This is a genomic window from Psychrobacter sp. ANT_H3 (genome assembly GCF_027919975.1).
Lineage (GTDB): Bacteria > Pseudomonadota > Gammaproteobacteria > Pseudomonadales > Moraxellaceae > Psychrobacter > Psychrobacter maritimus.
On the sequence record NZ_JAQISM010000025.1, the window covers coordinates 33,929 to 51,461 of the forward strand.

At 42.5% G+C, this 17,533-nt stretch carries 19 protein-coding genes; 3 read left to right on the forward strand and 16 right to left on the reverse strand.

The genetic code is table 11. From position 1 onward, the window contains the following. Nucleotides 1-25 precede the first annotated feature (25 nt). From lptA to PG901_RS11655, 9 genes are all read right to left on the reverse strand, one after another. Entirely contained in the window at nucleotides 26-508 is a 483-nt protein-coding gene (lptA, locus tag PG901_RS11615) for a lipopolysaccharide transport periplasmic protein LptA (RefSeq protein WP_271134545.1), read from the reverse strand. Between the two features lie 245 nt (nucleotides 509-753). Continuing rightward, nucleotides 754-1,338: an LPS export ABC transporter periplasmic protein LptC gene (gene lptC, locus PG901_RS11620; protein WP_201565264.1), complete on the reverse strand. Its 585-nt coding sequence runs from the start codon at nucleotides 1,336-1,338 to the stop codon at nucleotides 754-756. Beyond that, complete coding sequence (locus tag PG901_RS11625) at nucleotides 1,335-1,901, reverse strand: KdsC family phosphatase (protein WP_271134489.1); 567 nt, start codon at nucleotides 1,899-1,901, stop codon at nucleotides 1,335-1,337. Before PG901_RS11625 ends, lptC begins: the two co-directional genes overlap by 4 nt. Before the next feature lie 97 nt (nucleotides 1,902-1,998). Next, entirely contained in the window at nucleotides 1,999-2,991 is a 993-nt protein-coding gene (locus PG901_RS11630; RefSeq protein WP_271134490.1) for a KpsF/GutQ family sugar-phosphate isomerase, read from the reverse strand. 429 nt (nucleotides 2,992-3,420) lie between these two features. Continuing rightward, on the reverse strand, nucleotides 3,421-3,960 hold the full coding sequence (gene hfq / locus PG901_RS11635; RefSeq protein ID WP_201565261.1) for an RNA chaperone Hfq: 540 nt from the start codon (nucleotides 3,958-3,960) through the stop codon (nucleotides 3,421-3,423). A gap of 452 nt (nucleotides 3,961-4,412) precedes the next feature. Then, a complete protein-coding gene (gene miaA / locus PG901_RS11640) occupies nucleotides 4,413-5,582 on the reverse strand; it encodes a tRNA (adenosine(37)-N6)-dimethylallyltransferase MiaA (protein WP_271134491.1) in 1,170 nt (389 codons plus the stop codon). A gap of 103 nt (nucleotides 5,583-5,685) precedes the next feature. Next, nucleotides 5,686-7,485 (reverse strand): DNA mismatch repair endonuclease MutL, encoded by a 1,800-nt coding sequence (mutL, locus tag PG901_RS11645; protein WP_271134492.1) that lies wholly within the window; start codon nucleotides 7,483-7,485, stop codon nucleotides 5,686-5,688. Between the two features lie 84 nt (nucleotides 7,486-7,569). Continuing rightward, complete coding sequence (gene tsaE, locus PG901_RS11650; protein WP_271134493.1) at nucleotides 7,570-8,097, reverse strand: tRNA (adenosine(37)-N6)-threonylcarbamoyltransferase complex ATPase subunit type 1 TsaE; 528 nt, start codon at nucleotides 8,095-8,097, stop codon at nucleotides 7,570-7,572. Continuing rightward, complete coding sequence (locus PG901_RS11655; protein ID WP_271134494.1) at nucleotides 8,090-8,701, reverse strand: 6-pyruvoyl trahydropterin synthase family protein; 612 nt, start codon at nucleotides 8,699-8,701, stop codon at nucleotides 8,090-8,092. The genes tsaE and PG901_RS11655 overlap by 8 nt, the downstream gene beginning before the upstream one ends. 389 nt (nucleotides 8,702-9,090) lie before the next feature. On the opposite strand from PG901_RS11655, the gene PG901_RS11660 reads away from it, so the two are divergent. After that, on the forward strand, nucleotides 9,091-9,213 hold the full coding sequence (locus tag PG901_RS11660) for a hypothetical protein (RefSeq protein WP_020443648.1): 123 nt from the start codon (nucleotides 9,091-9,093) through the stop codon (nucleotides 9,211-9,213). A gap of 172 nt (nucleotides 9,214-9,385) precedes the next feature. On the opposite strand, the gene PG901_RS11665 is transcribed toward PG901_RS11660, so the two are convergent. The 4 genes from PG901_RS11665 to PG901_RS11680 form a co-directional block, all read right to left on the reverse strand. After that, nucleotides 9,386-9,718 carry a YnfA family protein gene (locus PG901_RS11665; protein WP_200662141.1) on the reverse strand — a complete coding sequence of 111 codons (333 nt, stop codon included), beginning with the start codon at nucleotides 9,716-9,718 and terminating at the stop codon, nucleotides 9,386-9,388. Nucleotides 9,719-9,730: 12 nt separating this feature from the next. Continuing rightward, complete coding sequence (locus PG901_RS11670) at nucleotides 9,731-10,537, reverse strand: PhzF family phenazine biosynthesis protein (protein WP_271134495.1); 807 nt, start codon at nucleotides 10,535-10,537, stop codon at nucleotides 9,731-9,733. Nucleotides 10,538-10,627: 90 nt separating this feature from the next. After that, nucleotides 10,628-10,957 carry a DHCW motif cupin fold protein gene (locus PG901_RS11675; protein WP_271134496.1) on the reverse strand — a complete coding sequence of 110 codons (330 nt, stop codon included), beginning with the start codon at nucleotides 10,955-10,957 and terminating at the stop codon, nucleotides 10,628-10,630. 62 nt (nucleotides 10,958-11,019) lie between these two features. Continuing rightward, nucleotides 11,020-11,481, reverse strand: coding sequence for a methyltransferase family protein (locus PG901_RS11680; RefSeq protein ID WP_271134497.1), 462 nt, complete (start codon nucleotides 11,479-11,481; stop codon nucleotides 11,020-11,022). A 306-nt stretch (nucleotides 11,482-11,787) separates the two neighbouring features. Here PG901_RS11680 and htpX point away from each other — a divergent pair, with 306 nt between their 5' ends. Next, nucleotides 11,788-12,702, forward strand: a complete 915-nt coding sequence (gene htpX / locus PG901_RS11685; RefSeq protein ID WP_201565256.1) for a protease HtpX — start codon at nucleotides 11,788-11,790, stop codon at nucleotides 12,700-12,702. A 173-nt stretch (nucleotides 12,703-12,875) separates the two neighbouring features. Here htpX and PG901_RS11690 read toward each other — a convergent pair whose 3' ends face one another. After that, a complete protein-coding gene (locus PG901_RS11690; protein WP_271134498.1) occupies nucleotides 12,876-14,150 on the reverse strand; it encodes a saccharopine dehydrogenase family protein in 1,275 nt (424 codons plus the stop codon). A 271-nt stretch (nucleotides 14,151-14,421) separates the two neighbouring features. Further along, nucleotides 14,422-15,648: a carboxynorspermidine decarboxylase gene (locus PG901_RS11695; protein ID WP_271134499.1), complete on the reverse strand. Its 1,227-nt coding sequence runs from the start codon at nucleotides 15,646-15,648 to the stop codon at nucleotides 14,422-14,424. A 176-nt stretch (nucleotides 15,649-15,824) separates the two neighbouring features. On the opposite strand from PG901_RS11695, the gene PG901_RS11700 reads away from it, so the two are divergent. Further along, a complete protein-coding gene (locus tag PG901_RS11700) occupies nucleotides 15,825-16,490 on the forward strand; it encodes a DUF924 family protein (protein WP_271134500.1) in 666 nt (221 codons plus the stop codon). Between the two features lie 150 nt (nucleotides 16,491-16,640). Here the strand turns inward: PG901_RS11700 and PG901_RS11705 are convergent, their stop codons facing one another. Next, a complete protein-coding gene (locus PG901_RS11705) occupies nucleotides 16,641-17,513 on the reverse strand; it encodes a ribonuclease HII (RefSeq protein ID WP_271134501.1) in 873 nt (290 codons plus the stop codon). Between the last annotated feature and the right edge of the window lie 20 nt (nucleotides 17,514-17,533).

The window sequence follows — 17,533 nt, forward strand, 5'->3', positions numbered from 1 at the left end:
TTAACATGTTAATCGGTTTAATTACTTAGCGTATGCTGCTTTGATTGGTGCTGTTATTAGGCGGGAAAACCAACTCTACGCGTTGATTGCCACCAGCGGTTGCTTCTACATCGCCCGCTTTTAAGCTATAACGAATGACATTACCGGCAAAGCTTGCGCCATTTTGTACCAGTTTTGCATTGCCTGTAAGCGTAACGATGCCTGTGACCGCGTTATAGTCGATTTTATTGGCCTGACCTTTTGCCAAGCCCTTTTCTTGCGTAACCACCTGCTGCATGGTGGCTGGACGACCGGTTGCGACGGCTGAATTGATACTGCGACCCTGTGATAAATTGACCGTAATATTATCAGCGGTCATCTTAAACGTCCCTTGCGTAATCACTACCGTACCCGAATAGCTGGTAATTCCTGTGCGTTCGCTATAAGTGGCTTTATCGGCCAATAATTTGATTTCTTGATTGGCATCTGATGGCAAGGCATGGCTATATAACGGCAAAGCTAACAGCATCACTATCGGCAGCGCACGTAATCCGTTCGATACTTGGATAGAGCGCGTCGATAGCAAGCGTAAAGTAGGCAAAAAAGTGGATTTCATAAAAGTTACTCGTGTCATTATGGGTAGTAGAGTTTGCAAACTTCCTGCTAGGTGCTGCTGTTAATATGCATCTAATATCAGTATAAAGGCTAAAATAATTGGGTGATTAGGACAATATTAAAGCGGCAGCTGATATTAATTTGAAGCTTAAGTCGCTATTAAAACAAGGCTTTGTCTTGGCGTTTCGCTGGCGTAAAGGCAACCGCAACCTTGCCAAATTCATAGTCACCAGTTTCAAGATTGGCAGTCATGCTAGAGGCCTCAAAGCGATTCATACCTTGCTCGACTTTGACTGGCTCATCACTATAAACTTGACCTGACTTGGTATTGCCTTTTAATGTAGTACCCGTCACTTTAATAGGTTCAACATCAGAAGCACCGGCTTTACCTTCGCTGACCAAAGAGAAACCGCCTGATAAGCTCATTTCACCCGTCTGCTGACTGATAGCGGCACTGCCCGCTTCAATACGATAGCGCTGCTCATCTGAAGGCTCCCAATTCATCGTGATGCCTTTCATCTCATCCTTATTGGTCACAGGATTGTGGGTCAATGATTCAGCACTCAGCTCGTACTCAGTTTCACCTTTCTCATTGGTCTGCACCGCCTTGATATCGGTGGCTTCATAATCAACATCCGTCGCTTCGATACTGACCGGTGGCGTAATCTCTCCTTGCTGCTTAAAGAACCAGCCAGCAATCACAGCGAGAATCAACGCAAGAACGATTAAAACACGAGTATTCACGACAAGTTATCCTGAGTTTTGGCTTCATCAAGCGTATAAGACGCAATAAAGTCTTGATAGTGGCCATGACCCTTTAAAATCAGATCACATATTTCACGTACAGCGCCGGTGCCGCCTGCGTGCGTGGTCACCATATGGCTACGTTTTATGACTTCTGCATGCGCGTTTGGAACAGTTGCAGCAAAACCAACGGTTTGCATCGCTTTAATATCGGGTAAATCATCACCCATATAGGCACAATCGGCAGCGGTGATATTGAGCGCAGGATCAAGCGTGGCTAATAGCTCGTTTAGAGCAATCAGCTTATCATCACGACCTTGGACAATTTGATTGACACCCATCTCAGCAGCGCGCTTATCTACCATAGGGCTGCTACGACCGGTAATAATGGCGGTTAAAATACCATAACGTGCCAACGACTTAACGCCCACGCCATCTTGTACTGAAAAAGCCTTGGTTTCAATACCATTGGCATCATAAATAATTTGACCGTTTGACAGAATACCATCAACATCCATGACCAATAACTTCACTTCTCCGGCTTTTTTTATTAAGTCTTGCATCAGTGCTCTCTTATTGAAGGCTTTTTTAATATGGTAGTTATTAATATAGTACTTATTAATACAATAATCATGAATGCCATCATTGTTAATGCGGTACTTACTTCACACCGGCTTGTAATAAATCATGCACCGTAATGACGGCTTCCAAGCGCTCTGCCTCATCAATAATCAGCAGCTGGCTAATCCCATTTTCATTCATCACACTTAGCGCATCTGATGCACGCATGCTTTTACTGACGCGACGTGGATTGCTTACCATCAAATCACGCATCGGAGTTTGCAAATCAATGCCTTTCTCTAAGCCGCGGCGCAAATCACCATCGGTAAATACACCGACCACTTTTTGTTCGTCATCAGTGACCACTGTCATACCCAAACGCCCAGCCGACATGGTAAATAAAGCGTCTTGTAGTGGCGCTTGTTGATTAATCAGCGGTAAGTTTTCTGAATTGGTATGCATCAAATCTTCAACGCGCGTCAGTAGTTGTCGTCCTAGCGCGCCAGCGGGATGCGATAATGCGAAATCTTCTGAAGTAAAGTTGCGGGCATGAACCAAAGCCACTGCCAATGCATCGCCTAATGCCAAAGTCGCCGTGGTACTAGAAGTCGGGGCAAGATTAAGCGGGCAAGCTTCCTGTGATTTACCAAGAGTCAGAACGATGTCCGCTGCACGTGGTAGCATGCCGCGTTTGTCTCGGCTGATACTAATCAGCGGAATATTCAAGCGCTTAACTACGGGCAGCAGCATTTTAATCTCGTCCGATTCACCCGAGTTTGAGATGGCAAGTAAGACGTCGCCCTGTACTAACATCCCTAAATCACCATGCCCTGCTTCACCTGGGTGCATAAAAAATGCTGGCGTGCCCGTAGAAGCAAAGGTCGCTGCTATTTTACGCCCAATGAGTCCTGACTTACCCATTCCCGTCACCACCACTCGCCCTTGACAGGCCAAGATAATATCGCAGGCTTGGGCAAATCTATCATCGATTTGCTCAGTTAACAATTCTAGTGCCGCCATCTCAGTATGAATCGCTTCGATAGCAGTACTAATAAATTGTTGATGGGTTAAATTGCGTTGGGGATTACTCATACAGCAGCTCGATATTTAGTGACTTTACATTCAGCGACTTTCAATTTAGTAACTTTCAATTATATAACTTAAAATTTAATGACTTTAAATTCTTCAAATTGGAATATGCGATGAATCAATAGAATATTTTACTATACTATGCTCTCAATTAATAACGCTCTAGATTAATAGTATAGCGCATGATGATATGCCATCATTTTAGCACTAACATTGGCATTGCTAGATGCAATTATACGTCTATTTATACAAAAAAAACCCACTATAATATAGTAGGTCTCAATCAGATATAGAACATCTTAATAACATACTTTTTAATTAAGCATTACTTTAGATTTGAGCAATATGTTTCTAGCTCATTATTGCAAGCACAACCTCTTAAGTACGATATTTTGGGCATAAAACTTAAACACAGTACTTTCAACGTAGATTTTAGTTATTACTGTCGTCAGTGTCGTCATTTGGTTTATTCTCGAAGCCCGCATTATCTGACGGCGCTTCAAAACCACGGTCTTGACCAAAACCACCGCGCTCAAAACCGCGTTCTTGGCTTTGACCAAAGCTGCCACGCTCAAAACCGCGCTCTTGACCTTGGCTAAAACCGCCACGATTAAAGCCACTACGATTGGCAAAACCGCGCTCTTCAAAACCACCTGTGCTCGCAAGGTTGCTACCGCGCTCAAAGCCACTACTCATACCACCACCTTGATAACCAACGGGTGCGGCACTTGGCGTGGCTGTACTGGTGCCAGTTGCTGTGCTACTTCTAGGATTGCGCGCTGGCACTACTGTTGAGATGGCATGTTTATAAACCATTTGGCTAACGGTATTTTTTAGCAATACCACGTATTGGTCAAATGACTCGATTTGACCTTGTAGTTTAATACCATTTACCAAAAAAATAGAAACGGGGATGCGATCTTTGCGCAGCGAATTCAAGAACGGATCTTGTAAGGTTTGTCCTTTTGACATGAAATCTCTCCTAAATATTGTATAATTATTTTTAATGCCAATTATTTTAAGTGTCGCTTTAATTATAATGACTAAGGGCAGATACAATAATAAGTTTTATTTATAAAACGTATCTAAATAAGCGCTCATTGTTGTTAAGTGATTCCACTTTATCGTGAATACGTTATTATTGTAAATTATTAAGTAACCACTTGTTTCAAAAGCCATTTTATCAACAAACGTTAATTAATGGCCATTAAACAAGCGGTTATATAAATATAATTCCCACTGTGCTACTGGGTTTAAATTATAGCAGCTATCTACATTATACTTTGAAACTAATTGTCATTATTTTTTACGTATTTCTAATTCCGCTATCGGTTTAATCCGTCAGCAATATAAGCAGGCAGCAATATAAGCAGGCAACAATATAAGCAGGCAGCAATATAAGCAGGCAGCAATATAAATAGGCATCAATATAAATAATCTCGCACCTGTGCCATGGTATCAAACGTTTTTATCGTTATAGCATTGTCTATCTGCTTATCATCGTTAGACACATCACCAGATAAATCAGACAATTGAGTAAGTTTACGCAGCCAAGTGTATTGGCGCTTTGCTAGCTGTCTTGTCGCATATAATGCCTTATTTCGCATTTGCTGACAAGCAAGCGCCTCAGTCTGTCTAGTGTGCTCGGGCGCTTGAATGGCTAGCTGAGCTGTGCGCTCGGATCTTATCTGCCCACTTATTGAAGCATCTAATTGACCAAAAGCATCATAAAACTGTGCTTTATCTAAATGTGCTTGCTCAAATACTGGGTGATTAGTATGCACAAGGTATTCCAATACTTGCCGATAGCCAACACAGCGCATCGATGGCAAATTGGGCGTCAGTGGATACTGCTCAAGTAACCCTATCACTTCAGCGACCAATCCTTCATTCCACATGATATCCAAACGTTGCTCGATACGCTTATGCAACCATGGGCGATCAGGCATCACTGCCAACGCATGCCAATTTTGATTAGGATTATGAGCCAAAGCCTGTTTAGGCTTTTTTTGCCAATCACTGATGGGCATATTGGTTTGTAGATAGACTTCAAGCGCTCGAGTAATACGTTGAGTATCAGTGCCGTTCAGTCGCTCATGGCTAATCGGATCTATCTTACTGAGATAGTCATACAGCGCACTAATACCTTCCTCTTGCCGCCACTGCTCCACGCGTGCGCGCACGTTATCATCACTATCGGGTACGGGAGATAGCCCATCAATGAGCGCCATGTAATACATCATGGTACCACCGACGAGCAAGGGTATTTTGCCATTCTCATGACAGCTATCAATCAAACGGGCAACATCATGCACAAACTCAGCGACGCTATAGCTTTGCATCGGGTCAATAATATCGACCAAATGATGCGGATAGCAAGCCAGCTCGGTTGCTGTTGGTTTCGCCGTACCAATATTCATATCACGATATATCAGCGCTGAATCGACCGAAATCAGCTCATAACGCCCTGTATCATACAGCTCATAAGCCAGTGCCGTCTTGCCACTCGCGGTTGGTGCCATCAAACACACCACGCTATTATCCGTTAGCTTGGAATTGAGGCGATAAGATGAGCTATCAGACGAAATTTGCATAGAATTGCCTTTATTAATTATATGATTAGCGCTAAGTAAATTTGCGACTTGTCACTGCTAAAATTTGCTTATTATATTTTTTATGTAGTTATTAGATACACATTTACTCAGGGGCAGATGACAGCATCAATGCAACCAATCGATGACTATCGATAGATTTGAGCGCATGTTTAACAAGTACGCTTTCCATATCTGCTATGAAAATCATTAAGTCTTGCGATGACATTTGCATGCTCACGGTAGCAAGTTGCTGATTAATGGCAGCTGCGCTGTTCAACATCTTTTCATTTTTAAATGCCCTATCGCGAAATACATGTGACTCAAATAATGAATCAATTTTTGACTGCCAAACTGCTGCACTAATCAGTAAATGTTGGCTTTGGTAATAAAACAATAACAGCGGCAGCGCTTTATCTTCGATGTATGTCGTACTAGCAGATTCATTTAACACATTATTTAAATCGTCAATCACGTCCAGACAATAAGGCAAAGATGTCGAATTTATTGCTACATCGTTAGAGATATTACGGGTATTTTGACTGATGTTTTCAGAAACAAATAATGTGTCTACGGTTTGAGAAGTAGGCGTATTTTCTGATAACTGATAGGGCTGTTTGGGTGCTTGGACTTGCTGGCTTTTGGTTGAATGAGTAGTCGATGATGTCTGTTCCATTTGAGCAGCGAAGGTATTATTTATAGACAGACTATTATTTAATACCTGACTATCATCATTAACGGAATTAATGGTCTTTTTGCTAATGACCGTTTTAAGCTTTGTCCGAATCGCATGACTGAGATGCGCCATGATGTTGTTCAATGGACTGATTTTGATACGCTGTTTGGATGGGTGTACATTAATATTAAGCCACTCAGTTGGCAGATCAAAATAAAGCGCATAGCCAATACCTGCTAACTGAGCGGTTTGGGCAAGTTGGCGTAGCTGATTGCTGATTAATGCTTCTTTTACCAGTCGTCCATTCACATAAATCAACTTTGGAAAAGTACTTTGAGAATCATTGCTAGGCCATAACCATCCATTAATGCTTGCTTGACTGCCAAAATTATTATCAATGTAGGCTTTAGGCGACTGCATTAAACTGGTGAGGTCTATGGATATTTCTAAGGCGTTATCCGTTAATGGTAGCCCAGTCGCTTGCTCGAGACGTGATAAAGGCAGACGATTAGCATTATTGTTGCTGTTATCATTTGCAGACATGACTCTTGAAGAGCTTGTACTTGAAGACATTGCTCTTGAAGACAGTTCTCTTGAAGAAAGAGACAGCCGCTTTTTATTATCATGAAACAGCGTCAGCGCCACATCTGCGCGCGCCAAAGCCACTTCGCGCACTATCGTTTCGATATGACCAAACTCGGTGGCAATAGATTTTAAGTTGCCGCGACGAGCTGGCACGTTAAAGTACAAATCCTTCACGGTAATAGTTGTACCACGATGATGCACAACTGGCAGCAACTTTGGCACATCGTCCAATACACCGGCGACTTGCAACTGGCGACCAACACCACTGTCATCATGACTACTGCTTAAGATCAAACGAGAAACCGCTGCCGTTGCTGCTAATGCTTCGCCGCGAAAGCCTAAGGTCGTAATACCATGCAAATTAGCAACATCCGCGACTTTACTGGTTGCATGCCGGGTAATCGCCATAACCATATCATCAGGATGGATACCCATGCCATTATCGACCACTTCAATCATACCCATGCCGCCTTGGGTAATATGAATCGCAATACTGGTCGCGCCAGCGTCAATCGCGTTTTCAAGCAACTCTTTAACCACGGCTGCTGGGCGCGTCACTACCTCGCCTGCTGCCAATTGATTGATGAGCAGCGGCGATAGCTTTTTGATGCGAGTATGAGAATTATCGTCTGGCATTTGTGGCATTAAGAGGTATCGTTATTTTACGTGGTGATAAATGATGCTGTCGGCTATTGGTGATTTACCTTGGCTACAGATATGAGATGCAAACTAAATCTTAAGAGAGGATAAATCCAAGCCTTGCGCTTGACCTGACTTTGATAATCGCAGCTCAACCTGACGGGCTTCTTTTTTATTATTGTCTACGCTGTCACTTTGAACCATATCAATAAATAAAGTCGGCGGCGGTAAATAGCTGTCCGCACGGCTGGCCCATTCGATAATAACCAAGGCATTTGGCTCATCCAAATACTCATCAAAGCCAATAAAAGACAGCTCTTCTGGATCTTGCAAACGATATAAGTCAGCATGATAAACTGGCTTAATTGACCCATCATTTTGCTCGATACTATAAGGTTCAACTAAGGTATAAGTCGGGCTTTTAACGGCACCCGTATGTCCGAGAGCTTGTAACCAGTAACGGGTCAGCGTGGTTTTACCTGCACCCAAATCCCCCGCCAGCCAAACGCTACCGGATAGTGGTAAAGTTGCCAATTGCGCTGCCAAACTCTGGGTATCGGCTTCAGAGTACAGTGTCAACGTTTTAACGTTTTTGTCTTCTTTTATACTATTAGACATCAGAGTTACCTGCCTGTACTTGCATAGTCACGGATGGATTGACAAAGCTTTCACCGCGAATCAGCTTGGCATATAGCTCAGGGTCATGCCATTCACTGCTGACTTGATCGCTAAACTCAAACGCTTCTAAATTAAGCTTGCCCATTTGCTCATTGGCCACATCATCAGCAAAACACTGCGCATAACCGGTTGCGGTCTCATGCGCAATCACTGAGTAAACGCTGACATCAGACTCACCGTTTTGCATTTGAGTTTGTTTTAGAATCTCTTGTGCCCAAAAAAAGATTACACGTGAAAACTGCTCTGCTGATGGCGATACTGGCAAGCTTATCCAGCGCGCACTGAATTTCTTACAGGCAGCGATATACTCAGGGTCGTCTTTGTTCCAAAAGCAAATCGCATGATCAAAGCTGTCGATAATATCTTTTATAGACGATTTTAATAAACCGAAATCATAGACCATCTGCCCATGGTCTAAGCGCTTAGCCTCAAGAATCAATTCGATTTGATAGCTATGACCATGAATAGAATGCTTGCAGCGCTCAGAGCTACAATTACGCACAATATGCGCATTTTCAAATTTGAACAGTTTACGGATACGCATAATAATCAACCAAAACAGTAAGCATCGTTGTGCTAAATATGAGTATTACAAAAGCTTGCCGCGACGACTCATCGGCTTGTGGCTCATTATAGCAAATCACGATGACTCCGTAAGTAAGCACTTATTAATAGCCATATTGACTAAATGAATCCATAACGCTAAATACCCCTTTATCAAATCTATTTATCAAAAATAATTTGAGGAGCAGGATTAAAAAGAGATGTCTAAATCCAATCGTAGGTGAATTGTGCTGACGCTATCTATTGCGACACCTTAAGCCTATACTCATTGCTGTACGCAAAATTTGCGTCATCAGCATATAACCTAACCTTTAAGCTTGTTTACACTGGTTTTAAAGGGATTACGGCTTATCTCAAGAGGAAAATACCATGAGTAAAGGTCAAGACAGTAAAAAGAACGTAAAAAAGAAACCGCTATTAACGGCAAAAGAGAAAAAAGCCGCTAAGCAATCTAAAAAAGATGACAACGGCAGTATCTTAGGTAAACATTAATATTTAGTGCATCAGTATGCTAACTGAAGCTATATTAATCTAAACCATACTAATTAAAGCTATGCCAATTGAACCTCACGGTTTGATTGGCATTTTTTATGCTAGGTACTGTTTTTATAGTAGCTACTGTTTTTATGCTAGGAACTGTTTCATACTAACTACTGTTTTTATGCTAAGTACTGCGCGGCGCAAACATAATAATTGCCATGCCTAGCAGCGCTACGACAGAACCCAATATATCCCACGTGGTCGGCCTGATGCCGTTCACTGTCCACAGCCAGATAATTGCCATCGAAATATAAACTCCGCCGTAAGCGGCATAAACTCGACCAGCTGCGGTTGGATGCAAAGACAATAGCCAAACAAAAGCAACTAAACTTAGCGCACCCGGAACAAGCAGCCAAATCGACTTACCTTCTCGTAGCCATAAATAAGGCAAATAGCAGCCTGCTATCTCTGCCAATGCGGTCAGCGCAAACAATCCAACGGTTTTCAACTCAGTCAAAACCATCTACTCCTAAACGGTGATAAATCCTGTCATATACTGTACGGCATTGCCAGAAATCATTACTCTGTCACCTGCGACGACACAGTCTAAAATACCGCCTCGTTTTGATGCTTGATAAGCAATCAATTCATTTTTACCCAAACGCTCCGCCCATAATGGTGCTAAAGCAGTATGAGCCGAGCCTGTCACTGGGTCTTCATCGCCACCATTGGCTGGCCAAAAATAACGTGAGATAAAATCGTAATCTTTGTAGTCAGCAGAGGTAGCCTGACAGGTGACCACTACATCTAATGGCGCAAGCTGTTTTAGTCGCTCGTTATCGCGCTCTACGTTTAGGACATCTGCTTCAGCATTATAAATCACAAAATATGCTTGGGTGTTTTTATAAACTTCAACTGGTGCAATAGACAATCCTGCCAGCAAACTCTTAGGTATATTATCGACTTTTTCAGGTTTAGTATTGGGAAAGTCCATTTGTATCTTGCCAGTTTCTGTCTGTACGATGGTTAATATACCAACTGCTTTGGCGTAAAACCTAATAGATTCTAAACTAGGATTTCTGTTAAATAACACAAAGGCAGATGCCAATGTTGCATGCCCGCAAAAAACAATCTCAGACAATGGTGAAAACCAGCGGATAGGATAAATGCCATCATCATCGAGAACAATAAAGGCCGTCTCAGATAAATTGTTTTCAAAGGCAATCGATTGCATCAAATCATCACTTAACCAATTATCTGTAATGATAACTGCCGCTGAATTTCCTTTAAAAACGGTACTTGTAAAAGCATCAATGACATTGATTTCTAGCTGCATTTTATGTTCTCGCTGTTATTTTTTATAACTTCATGGTTTTATGGTTTTATGGTTTTATGGTTTTATAGCTTTATGAGTTTACCGCCAATATCAATCAACGATAAATAGCTTAGCGCCTGTCTTCGTTGATGAACGATGTGCAATCGTATTGTCCTCTACTTGATAAGTCATACCGGCTGTTAAGGTAAAAGTACGCCCATCCTTTAACTCGGTGTTTAGCTTGCCCTCAATACAAAATAAAATATGCCCTTTATCGCACCAGTGATCGGCAAGGTAGCCTGCAGAATACTCAACCATATGCACATTGATAGAATCAAATTCACGAGTCTTCCAATATCCTTTACCCGTTTCGCCTTTGATTTCTACCGCTTCTACTGTCGTCCAGTCGGTAGTAGCAAAAGGTATGTTTTTCATTTCCATGACGTCATCTTCCTGATTTAATCGATCATTTATGCATAATAACTCTCTTTACTTACTATACCTCAAATCCAGCGCCGCACTTTATTTAGATATGCTTGATAAGTTTTACCAAATTTTCGTGCCATCATTTGCTCTTCTGGCTGTATCTGAAAACGTGTCATATAAAGTATAAAAACGGGCAATAACACAAACGACAGAAAGTGAGACAGATAGAATGCCCAGCCTAATAAGATAAGCACCAAGCCTAAATACATCGGATTGCGACTATATCGATATATGCCACTGGTTACTAAACTAGATACTTTCTCAAGCGCCTGCGGATTGGGTGTGGTCTGCGCCTTTCTAAATTGCGTCACACCCATGACACCTAAGCTCATTCCGATCACACCCAAACCAACCGCTAGCACCGTTGAGCCACTGAGCGAAAACTGCAAACTTGGCATGATTTTAGCAGTGCCATACATGGCAGCAGCGGTAATAATGACTTGTGCTACTGGTGGTACTTTAAGCGCTAGAGCGTTCATGGTTGCACCTTATATATGACTAAACAACGAATTTAAACAACGAACCTAAACCATTCATTATCTATTATAACTACTAACTATTTGTGTGTTTATTTTTCTACCTGTGCCCGTGTCGTGTCTAGCAACTGCACATTTCACACCGCTATCATTGGTATTTTCCATATTATAAAACTTTATTCATACTAGAATTGGCGCCTATATTACTTCTAGAAGGTTATAATTGTCCTCTGTTTGATTTTTAGTCTTTATTACGGTAAAGGAATTGTCCCTAAGACTGTCGTTGAATTTAATGAGGAAGTTAGCGTCATGATGCGTATCGGATTGTTTTTATTGACCAACTTAGCGGTGATTGTGGTATTTAGCATCGTGTTTGGTATTTTATCCAGATTTTTTGGAATTGGGGGCGTACATGGCGCAGGCGGGCTAAATTACACCAGCCTTGCCATTATGTGCGGTATATACGGCATGGTTGGCTCGATGGTTTCGCTATTTATTTCAAAGTGGATGGCCAAAAGATCGACGGGAACGGTGGTCATTGAAACGCCAAGCAACGCTACGGAACAATGGCTGGTAGATACCGTCGCTAAGCAAGCACGAGCGGTAAATATTGGCATGCCAGAAGTGGGAATTTTTAATAATTCCCAGCCGAACGCGTTTGCAACTGGCTGGAATAAAAATAAAGCGCTGGTCGCGGTTTCATCTGGTCTGTTGCAGAATATGAATCAAGATGAAGTAGAAGCAGTATTGGCGCATGAGATCGGTCACGTGGCCAACGGCGATATGGTGACGCTTGCTCTCATTCAAGGCGTGGTAAACGCCTTTGTGATGTTCTTTGCGCGTATTATCGGCAGCTTCGTTGACCGGACTGTCTTTAAAAATACCAGTGATAGCCCCGGCATTGGCTACTTTGTGACGAGTATCGTGATGGATATTTTGCTTGGATTTTTGGCGTCCGCCATCGTTATGTGGTTCTCACGTCTACGTGAATTCCGCGCTGATGAGATGGGCGCAAAGCTTGCCAGCAAAGACAAAATGATTAGTGCACTTGATGCGTTACGTCCTTCTGCACAGCGGCCAGATCAAATGCCAGAGAGTATGAAAGCATTTGCAATCTCGTCTGGACAATCTACAGGCTTTAGCATCGCTAACCTTTTCCGCTCACACCCAACGCTTGATGATCGTATTGCGGCGTTGAGGAAGTATAATCCTCGGGAAGCATAGTAAAAAGTATGATGATTTATTTAGGCCGTAGGGTGCGCCCCGCCCAGTTGAGTAGATAATAGAGAATGGCAGGATCAGCTCCCTCTACCTTCCCGTAAAGTCACAATACAACCAACCAAACATAAAAAAAGCCTATCTTTAAAGATAGGCTTTTTATTAGATAAACTTACTGACTAAATATCGAACTCTAATGCTCTATCGCCTTCGCTATCTTTGATACGCGTTGGCAAACCAATCTTATTCAATAGATTAATAAACGGCTTGGCATCAAGCTCTTCAACGTTGACCATTTTGCCCGCATCCCACTCACCAGTTGCGACTAACATCGCAGCAGCGACAGGTGGCACGCCAGCAGTATAAGAGATACCTTGGCTACCGACTTCGTTATAGGCTTCTTTATGATCTGAGATATTATAGATAAATACCTCGGTATCAACGCCATTGATTTTACCTTTAACCTTATCACCGATGCAGGTCTTGCCGGTATAGTTTGGCGCAAGCGAGCTTGGATCTGGTAGCACGGCTTTGACCACTTTTAACGGTATCACTTCTTGCCCTTCCGCAGTCATCACCGGCTGCTCAGACAATAAACCTAGGTTTTGTAGCACAGTGAAGACATTAATATAATGCTCACCAAAGCCCATCCAAAAGCGGATGTTTGGCACATCTAGATTGGCTGATAATGAATGAATCTCATCATGACCACTTAAATAGCTGTTTTGTACGCCAACGACTGGCAAATCATCGGTACGCTTTACTTCAAACATATTATTCGACTGCCACTTACTGTCCTGCCAAGAATAAACCGTACCGGTAAATTCACGGAAGTTAATCTCAGGATCGAAGTTGGTCGCGAAGTACTTACCATGGCTGCCAGCATTGATATCGATAATGTCAATATCAGTCACAGAACCTGCATCCATCATGTCATAGCCAAGGCGCGCATAGGCGTTGACCATGCCGGGATCAAATCCTGCACCCAAGATTGCCGTGACATTATTGTCCGCACAGCGCTGCTTACGCTTCCATTCATAGTTGTCATACCATGGCGGCGTCTCGCAAATTTTGCGCGGATCTTCATGAATCGCAGTATCGATATAGGCAGTACCCGTCTCAATACAAGCTTCCAAAACCGTCATATTTACAAATGCCGAACCGACATTGATGACGATTTGTACGCCAGTATCTTGAATCAGTTGTATCAGCGCTTGGCTATCCATGGCATCGACTTGATGCGTATGTAAGACAGCAGCTTGCTTAAAGCTACGTTTGTCTTTGACGCTTTGGGCGATGGCATCACATTTATCTCTAGTACGTGAGGCGATATGAATCTCGCCGAGCACATCATTATGCATCGCACATTTATGCGCGACCACTTGAGCAACGCCGCCTGCGCCGATGATAAGTACATCTTTTTTGTTGGACTTAGCTTGTTGGTTTGTGTTCAAAGAACAATCCTCCTTTGTGTCCCTGTCGATACCATTGATATTGGCTATGCAAAACAGAAACGAGTGAATGATATGCGTGAATTAAAAAGGAAGACCGAGGAAAACCCACGCACCCGTTAGACAAATCCGACTGCCTTTGCCAGTGGCAATTATAACAATTTTTACTTACTTTTCGGCAAAAATTACAACATAACTTAGAAAATTCAAGACCAATCCTCATTTCTAGATAGTTGTTTGGCAGTATGATTTAATAATGCCAAGCGTAACAGCGTTATGACAAACTCGCCTTATAATCTTGATAATCAAACTCGCGCTGAATATCGATACTGCCGTCCAGACGACGGATAACAATTGCCGGCATGTTAACGCCATTAAACCAGTTTTTCTTCACCATGGTATAGCCTGCCGCATTACCAAACGCAATCTTATCGCCGACCTGTAAATTGCTAGGTAACGCATATTCGCCAAAAATATCACCTGCTAAGCAAGAACGACCGTAAATAATGGTGTTATCGACGGCATCGTCTACTTGGTCTTTGTTGACAGGTGCAATAGCCATGAACTCACCATTAATAGACGCTATAGGCGCCGACTCACGATAAATCAGCAAATCAAGCATATGCGCTTCGATAGACGCATCGACGACGGCTAGATTTTTTTCATTATGCATGGTATCTAAAACGGTCGTGACCAATGAGCCCGCGCCATGAATGCTCGCCTCACCCGGCTCAAGGTAAACTTGTACGCCGTATTTTTCGCTAAAGCCTTTTAATCTGTCTGCAAGTTTTTCTAATGGATAATCAGGCGCGATAAAATGAATACCTCCGCCCAAACTGACCCATTCAAGCTGTGCTAAGACGTCACCAAATCTGTCTTCAATATCGGCCAAGCTTGCACTAAATGCCTCAAAGCTGTCATTTTCACAGTTGTTATGAATCATAACCCCAGTGATATCACCAAGTACCGCTGCAATCTTATCTTTATCATGCTCACCAAGGCGACTAAAAGGACGGGCAGGATCAGCGATAATAAACGATGAATTACTGGTCTTTGGATTTAAGCGTAATCCAACTGGAATATTTTTTGCTGCTGCTTGACCTTTAAACGCATTTAATTGCGAGATAGAATTAAAAATAATTTTATCCGCATAACTTAATACTTCGTCGATTTCATCCGCGCTATAAGCGACGCTGTAGGCATGGGTTTCTTTTTTATCTTGGTTATTAACATTATTGTTAATATCGGCGCTATTATTACCAAAAGTCTCGTAGCCTAATCGCACCTCATTCAATGAAGACGAGGTAGTACCATGTAAATAGGGTTCCATCACATCAAAAACACCCCAAGTGGCAAAACATTTGAGCGCGAGTAAGGCCTTGGCGCCCGATAGCTCGCACAGACGAGCGATAATCTGCATATTTGCGACAATCGCCGCTTCATCAAGCAAATAGTAAGGCGTTTTTAGCGCGGCAAGAGAGACAGCTGGTGTTGAGTTCATAAGAGATAACCTAATAGCTTTAACAATATACGGCGATAATAGCTTAATGCTAACGATGGCTTAGTGGTGCACTGTGATACAGTCATGACACGTTATCACACATTGTGACAAGGCCAAATGACAGGGCCAAATAAGTGCGCTATAGTAGTATAAATTCATCACAATTAGAATAGCTTATGTCACTCTCAACCGATTATTCTACCTCAAAAAGCCATACCAATTTATCGTCACTCGAGCTCAAAAATATAAATTTAGAGCATCTTGATTCAGAGGCGCGTGCCGTGTTGGATTTTTGGTTTGACAAAAACAATGAGCCATACTGGTTTGCGCAAAATGATGACTTTGATAAGCAGATAAATGATAAGTTTGGCAAGATTTGGCAAGCCGCAAAACAAGGTGAATGCGTTACGTGGCGCATTGCAGACGCGCCAGCCGATAGTAACAGCTCAATCACAGCGTTGGCGGGACGCTTGGCTGAAATCATTGTCTTAGATCAGTTTTCGCGTAATTTATGTCGCGAGCAAGCATGCGCGTTTGCTCAAGATGGTATGGCGTTGGTATTGGCACAAGAAGCCATTGGGCAGCCACATTTTGATACCGTACCAACGCAGTGGCGTAAATTTATTATTATGCCGTTTATGCATTCTGAGTCAGCGATGATTCATAAACGTTATCTACCGCTTTTTGAGCAACTAAACGATGCCGACACTTTAGACTTTGAGCGTCGCCACAAAGACATTATTGATAAGTTTGGCCGTTATCCTCATCGCAATGAGACCTTGGATCGTGAATCAACTCTCGAAGAAGAGGCGTTTTTGCAGCAGCCCAACTCGTCTTTCTAAATAATTATGAAGCGTTAAGATTGAATAGAACCTAACTGTTGAATAATGAAATAAAAACCACCTGTTCAATAAACAGGTGGTTTTTATATTTGAGTGATAGCAATTTATCCAATACACTTGCTTAGGCTATTTTCTAAATATCTTGACTACTTACCTATTGCCACTCTCGGTATGCGTTACGTTTTCAAGCGCTTTTCTTACCGGTGCAAAGCTACGTCTATGCGCGGCTAACACACCATGAGCTGAAATAGCTTCCATATGGGCGCGCGTCGGATAGCCTTTATGCTTAGCAATACCATATTTAGGATATTCAGCATCAAGCGCATACATGGTTTTATCACGGCTTACTTTAGCTAAGATACTAGCAGCCGCAATACTGGTATGACGCGCATCGCCTTTTACCCACGCTTGGCAGTCAATGACTGAACGCTCTATGCCTGATTTAGCAAGGCTTGCATAATCCAAATCCGGACAGCGATTACCATCAATTAATACTTCACACTGCCTTTTATCACCGGTATTCAGGTGCTTGGCAACTATTTCTAACAAAACCTCAGTACATAGGCGCATACCCAGCATCGTTGCTTGCAAAATATTGACTTGGTCGATGACCGCTGCCGGTATATCAGCGACGATGTGACCGACGGCATATTGCTGAACCAATGGATAAAGAATGTCGCGTTTTTTTTCACTCAGCTGCTTAGAATCCGTCAATATAGATAATAGCGTACCTTTGAGTGGCGCGTCCTCGATTAGCCCTGACCAAGTAGCAGGTAATATCGCCGCAGCAACATTGACGCTGCCTAGCAGAGGTCCGCGCCCTGCTTCGTCTACACCAATTTGTATAGGTACTTGTTCGCGCTCTTCATTTATCGGATATTGCGCAAGTAACTCAGAGATATTTAACTGACCTGATAACTGTATGGGAGCAGCCAGTTGAATATACTGACCTTTAATATCTACTTGCTCGATACAGATGCTAATTGGCGTGAAAGGATTTGCGCTGCAAGGTGTGTTACTCATAAAATTGTACTGTCTTATTT

Excerpts from the sequence above, each read along its gene's own strand:
- lptA (WP_271134545.1), bottom strand. The coding sequence starts at position 508 with ATGCTGTTAGCTTTGCCGTTATATAGCCATGCCTTGCCATCAGATGCC.
- PG901_RS11625 (WP_271134489.1), bottom strand. The coding sequence starts at position 1,901 with ATGCAAGACTTAATAAAAAAAGCCGGAGAAGTGAAGTTATTGGTCATG.
- PG901_RS11630 (WP_271134490.1), bottom strand. The coding sequence starts at position 2,991 with ATGAGTAATCCCCAACGCAATTTAACCCATCAACAATTTATTAGTACT.
- hfq (WP_201565261.1), bottom strand. The coding sequence starts at position 3,960 with ATGTCAAAAGGACAAACCTTACAAGATCCGTTCTTGAATTCGCTGCGC.
- miaA (WP_271134491.1), bottom strand. The coding sequence starts at position 5,582 with ATGCAAATTTCGTCTGATAGCTCATCTTATCGCCTCAATTCCAAGCTA.
- mutL (WP_271134492.1), bottom strand. The coding sequence starts at position 7,485 with ATGCCACAAATGCCAGACGATAATTCTCATACTCGCATCAAAAAGCTA.
- tsaE (WP_271134493.1), bottom strand. The coding sequence starts at position 8,097 with ATGTCTAATAGTATAAAAGAAGACAAAAACGTTAAAACGTTGACACTG.
- PG901_RS11655 (WP_271134494.1), bottom strand. The coding sequence starts at position 8,701 with ATGCGTATCCGTAAACTGTTCAAATTTGAAAATGCGCATATTGTGCGT.
- PG901_RS11660 (WP_020443648.1), top strand. The coding sequence starts at position 9,091 with ATGAGTAAAGGTCAAGACAGTAAAAAGAACGTAAAAAAGAAACCGCTA.
- PG901_RS11670 (WP_271134495.1), bottom strand. The coding sequence starts at position 10,537 with ATGCAGCTAGAAATCAATGTCATTGATGCTTTTACAAGTACCGTTTTT.
- PG901_RS11675 (WP_271134496.1), bottom strand. The coding sequence starts at position 10,957 with ATGGAAATGAAAAACATACCTTTTGCTACTACCGACTGGACGACAGTA.
- PG901_RS11680 (WP_271134497.1), bottom strand. The coding sequence starts at position 11,481 with ATGAACGCTCTAGCGCTTAAAGTACCACCAGTAGCACAAGTCATTATT.
- htpX (WP_201565256.1), top strand. The coding sequence starts at position 11,788 with ATGATGCGTATCGGATTGTTTTTATTGACCAACTTAGCGGTGATTGTG.
- PG901_RS11695 (WP_271134499.1), bottom strand. The coding sequence starts at position 15,648 with ATGAACTCAACACCAGCTGTCTCTCTTGCCGCGCTAAAAACGCCTTAC.
- PG901_RS11700 (WP_271134500.1), top strand. The coding sequence starts at position 15,825 with ATGTCACTCTCAACCGATTATTCTACCTCAAAAAGCCATACCAATTTA.
- PG901_RS11705 (WP_271134501.1), bottom strand. The coding sequence starts at position 17,513 with ATGAGTAACACACCTTGCAGCGCAAATCCTTTCACGCCAATTAGCATC.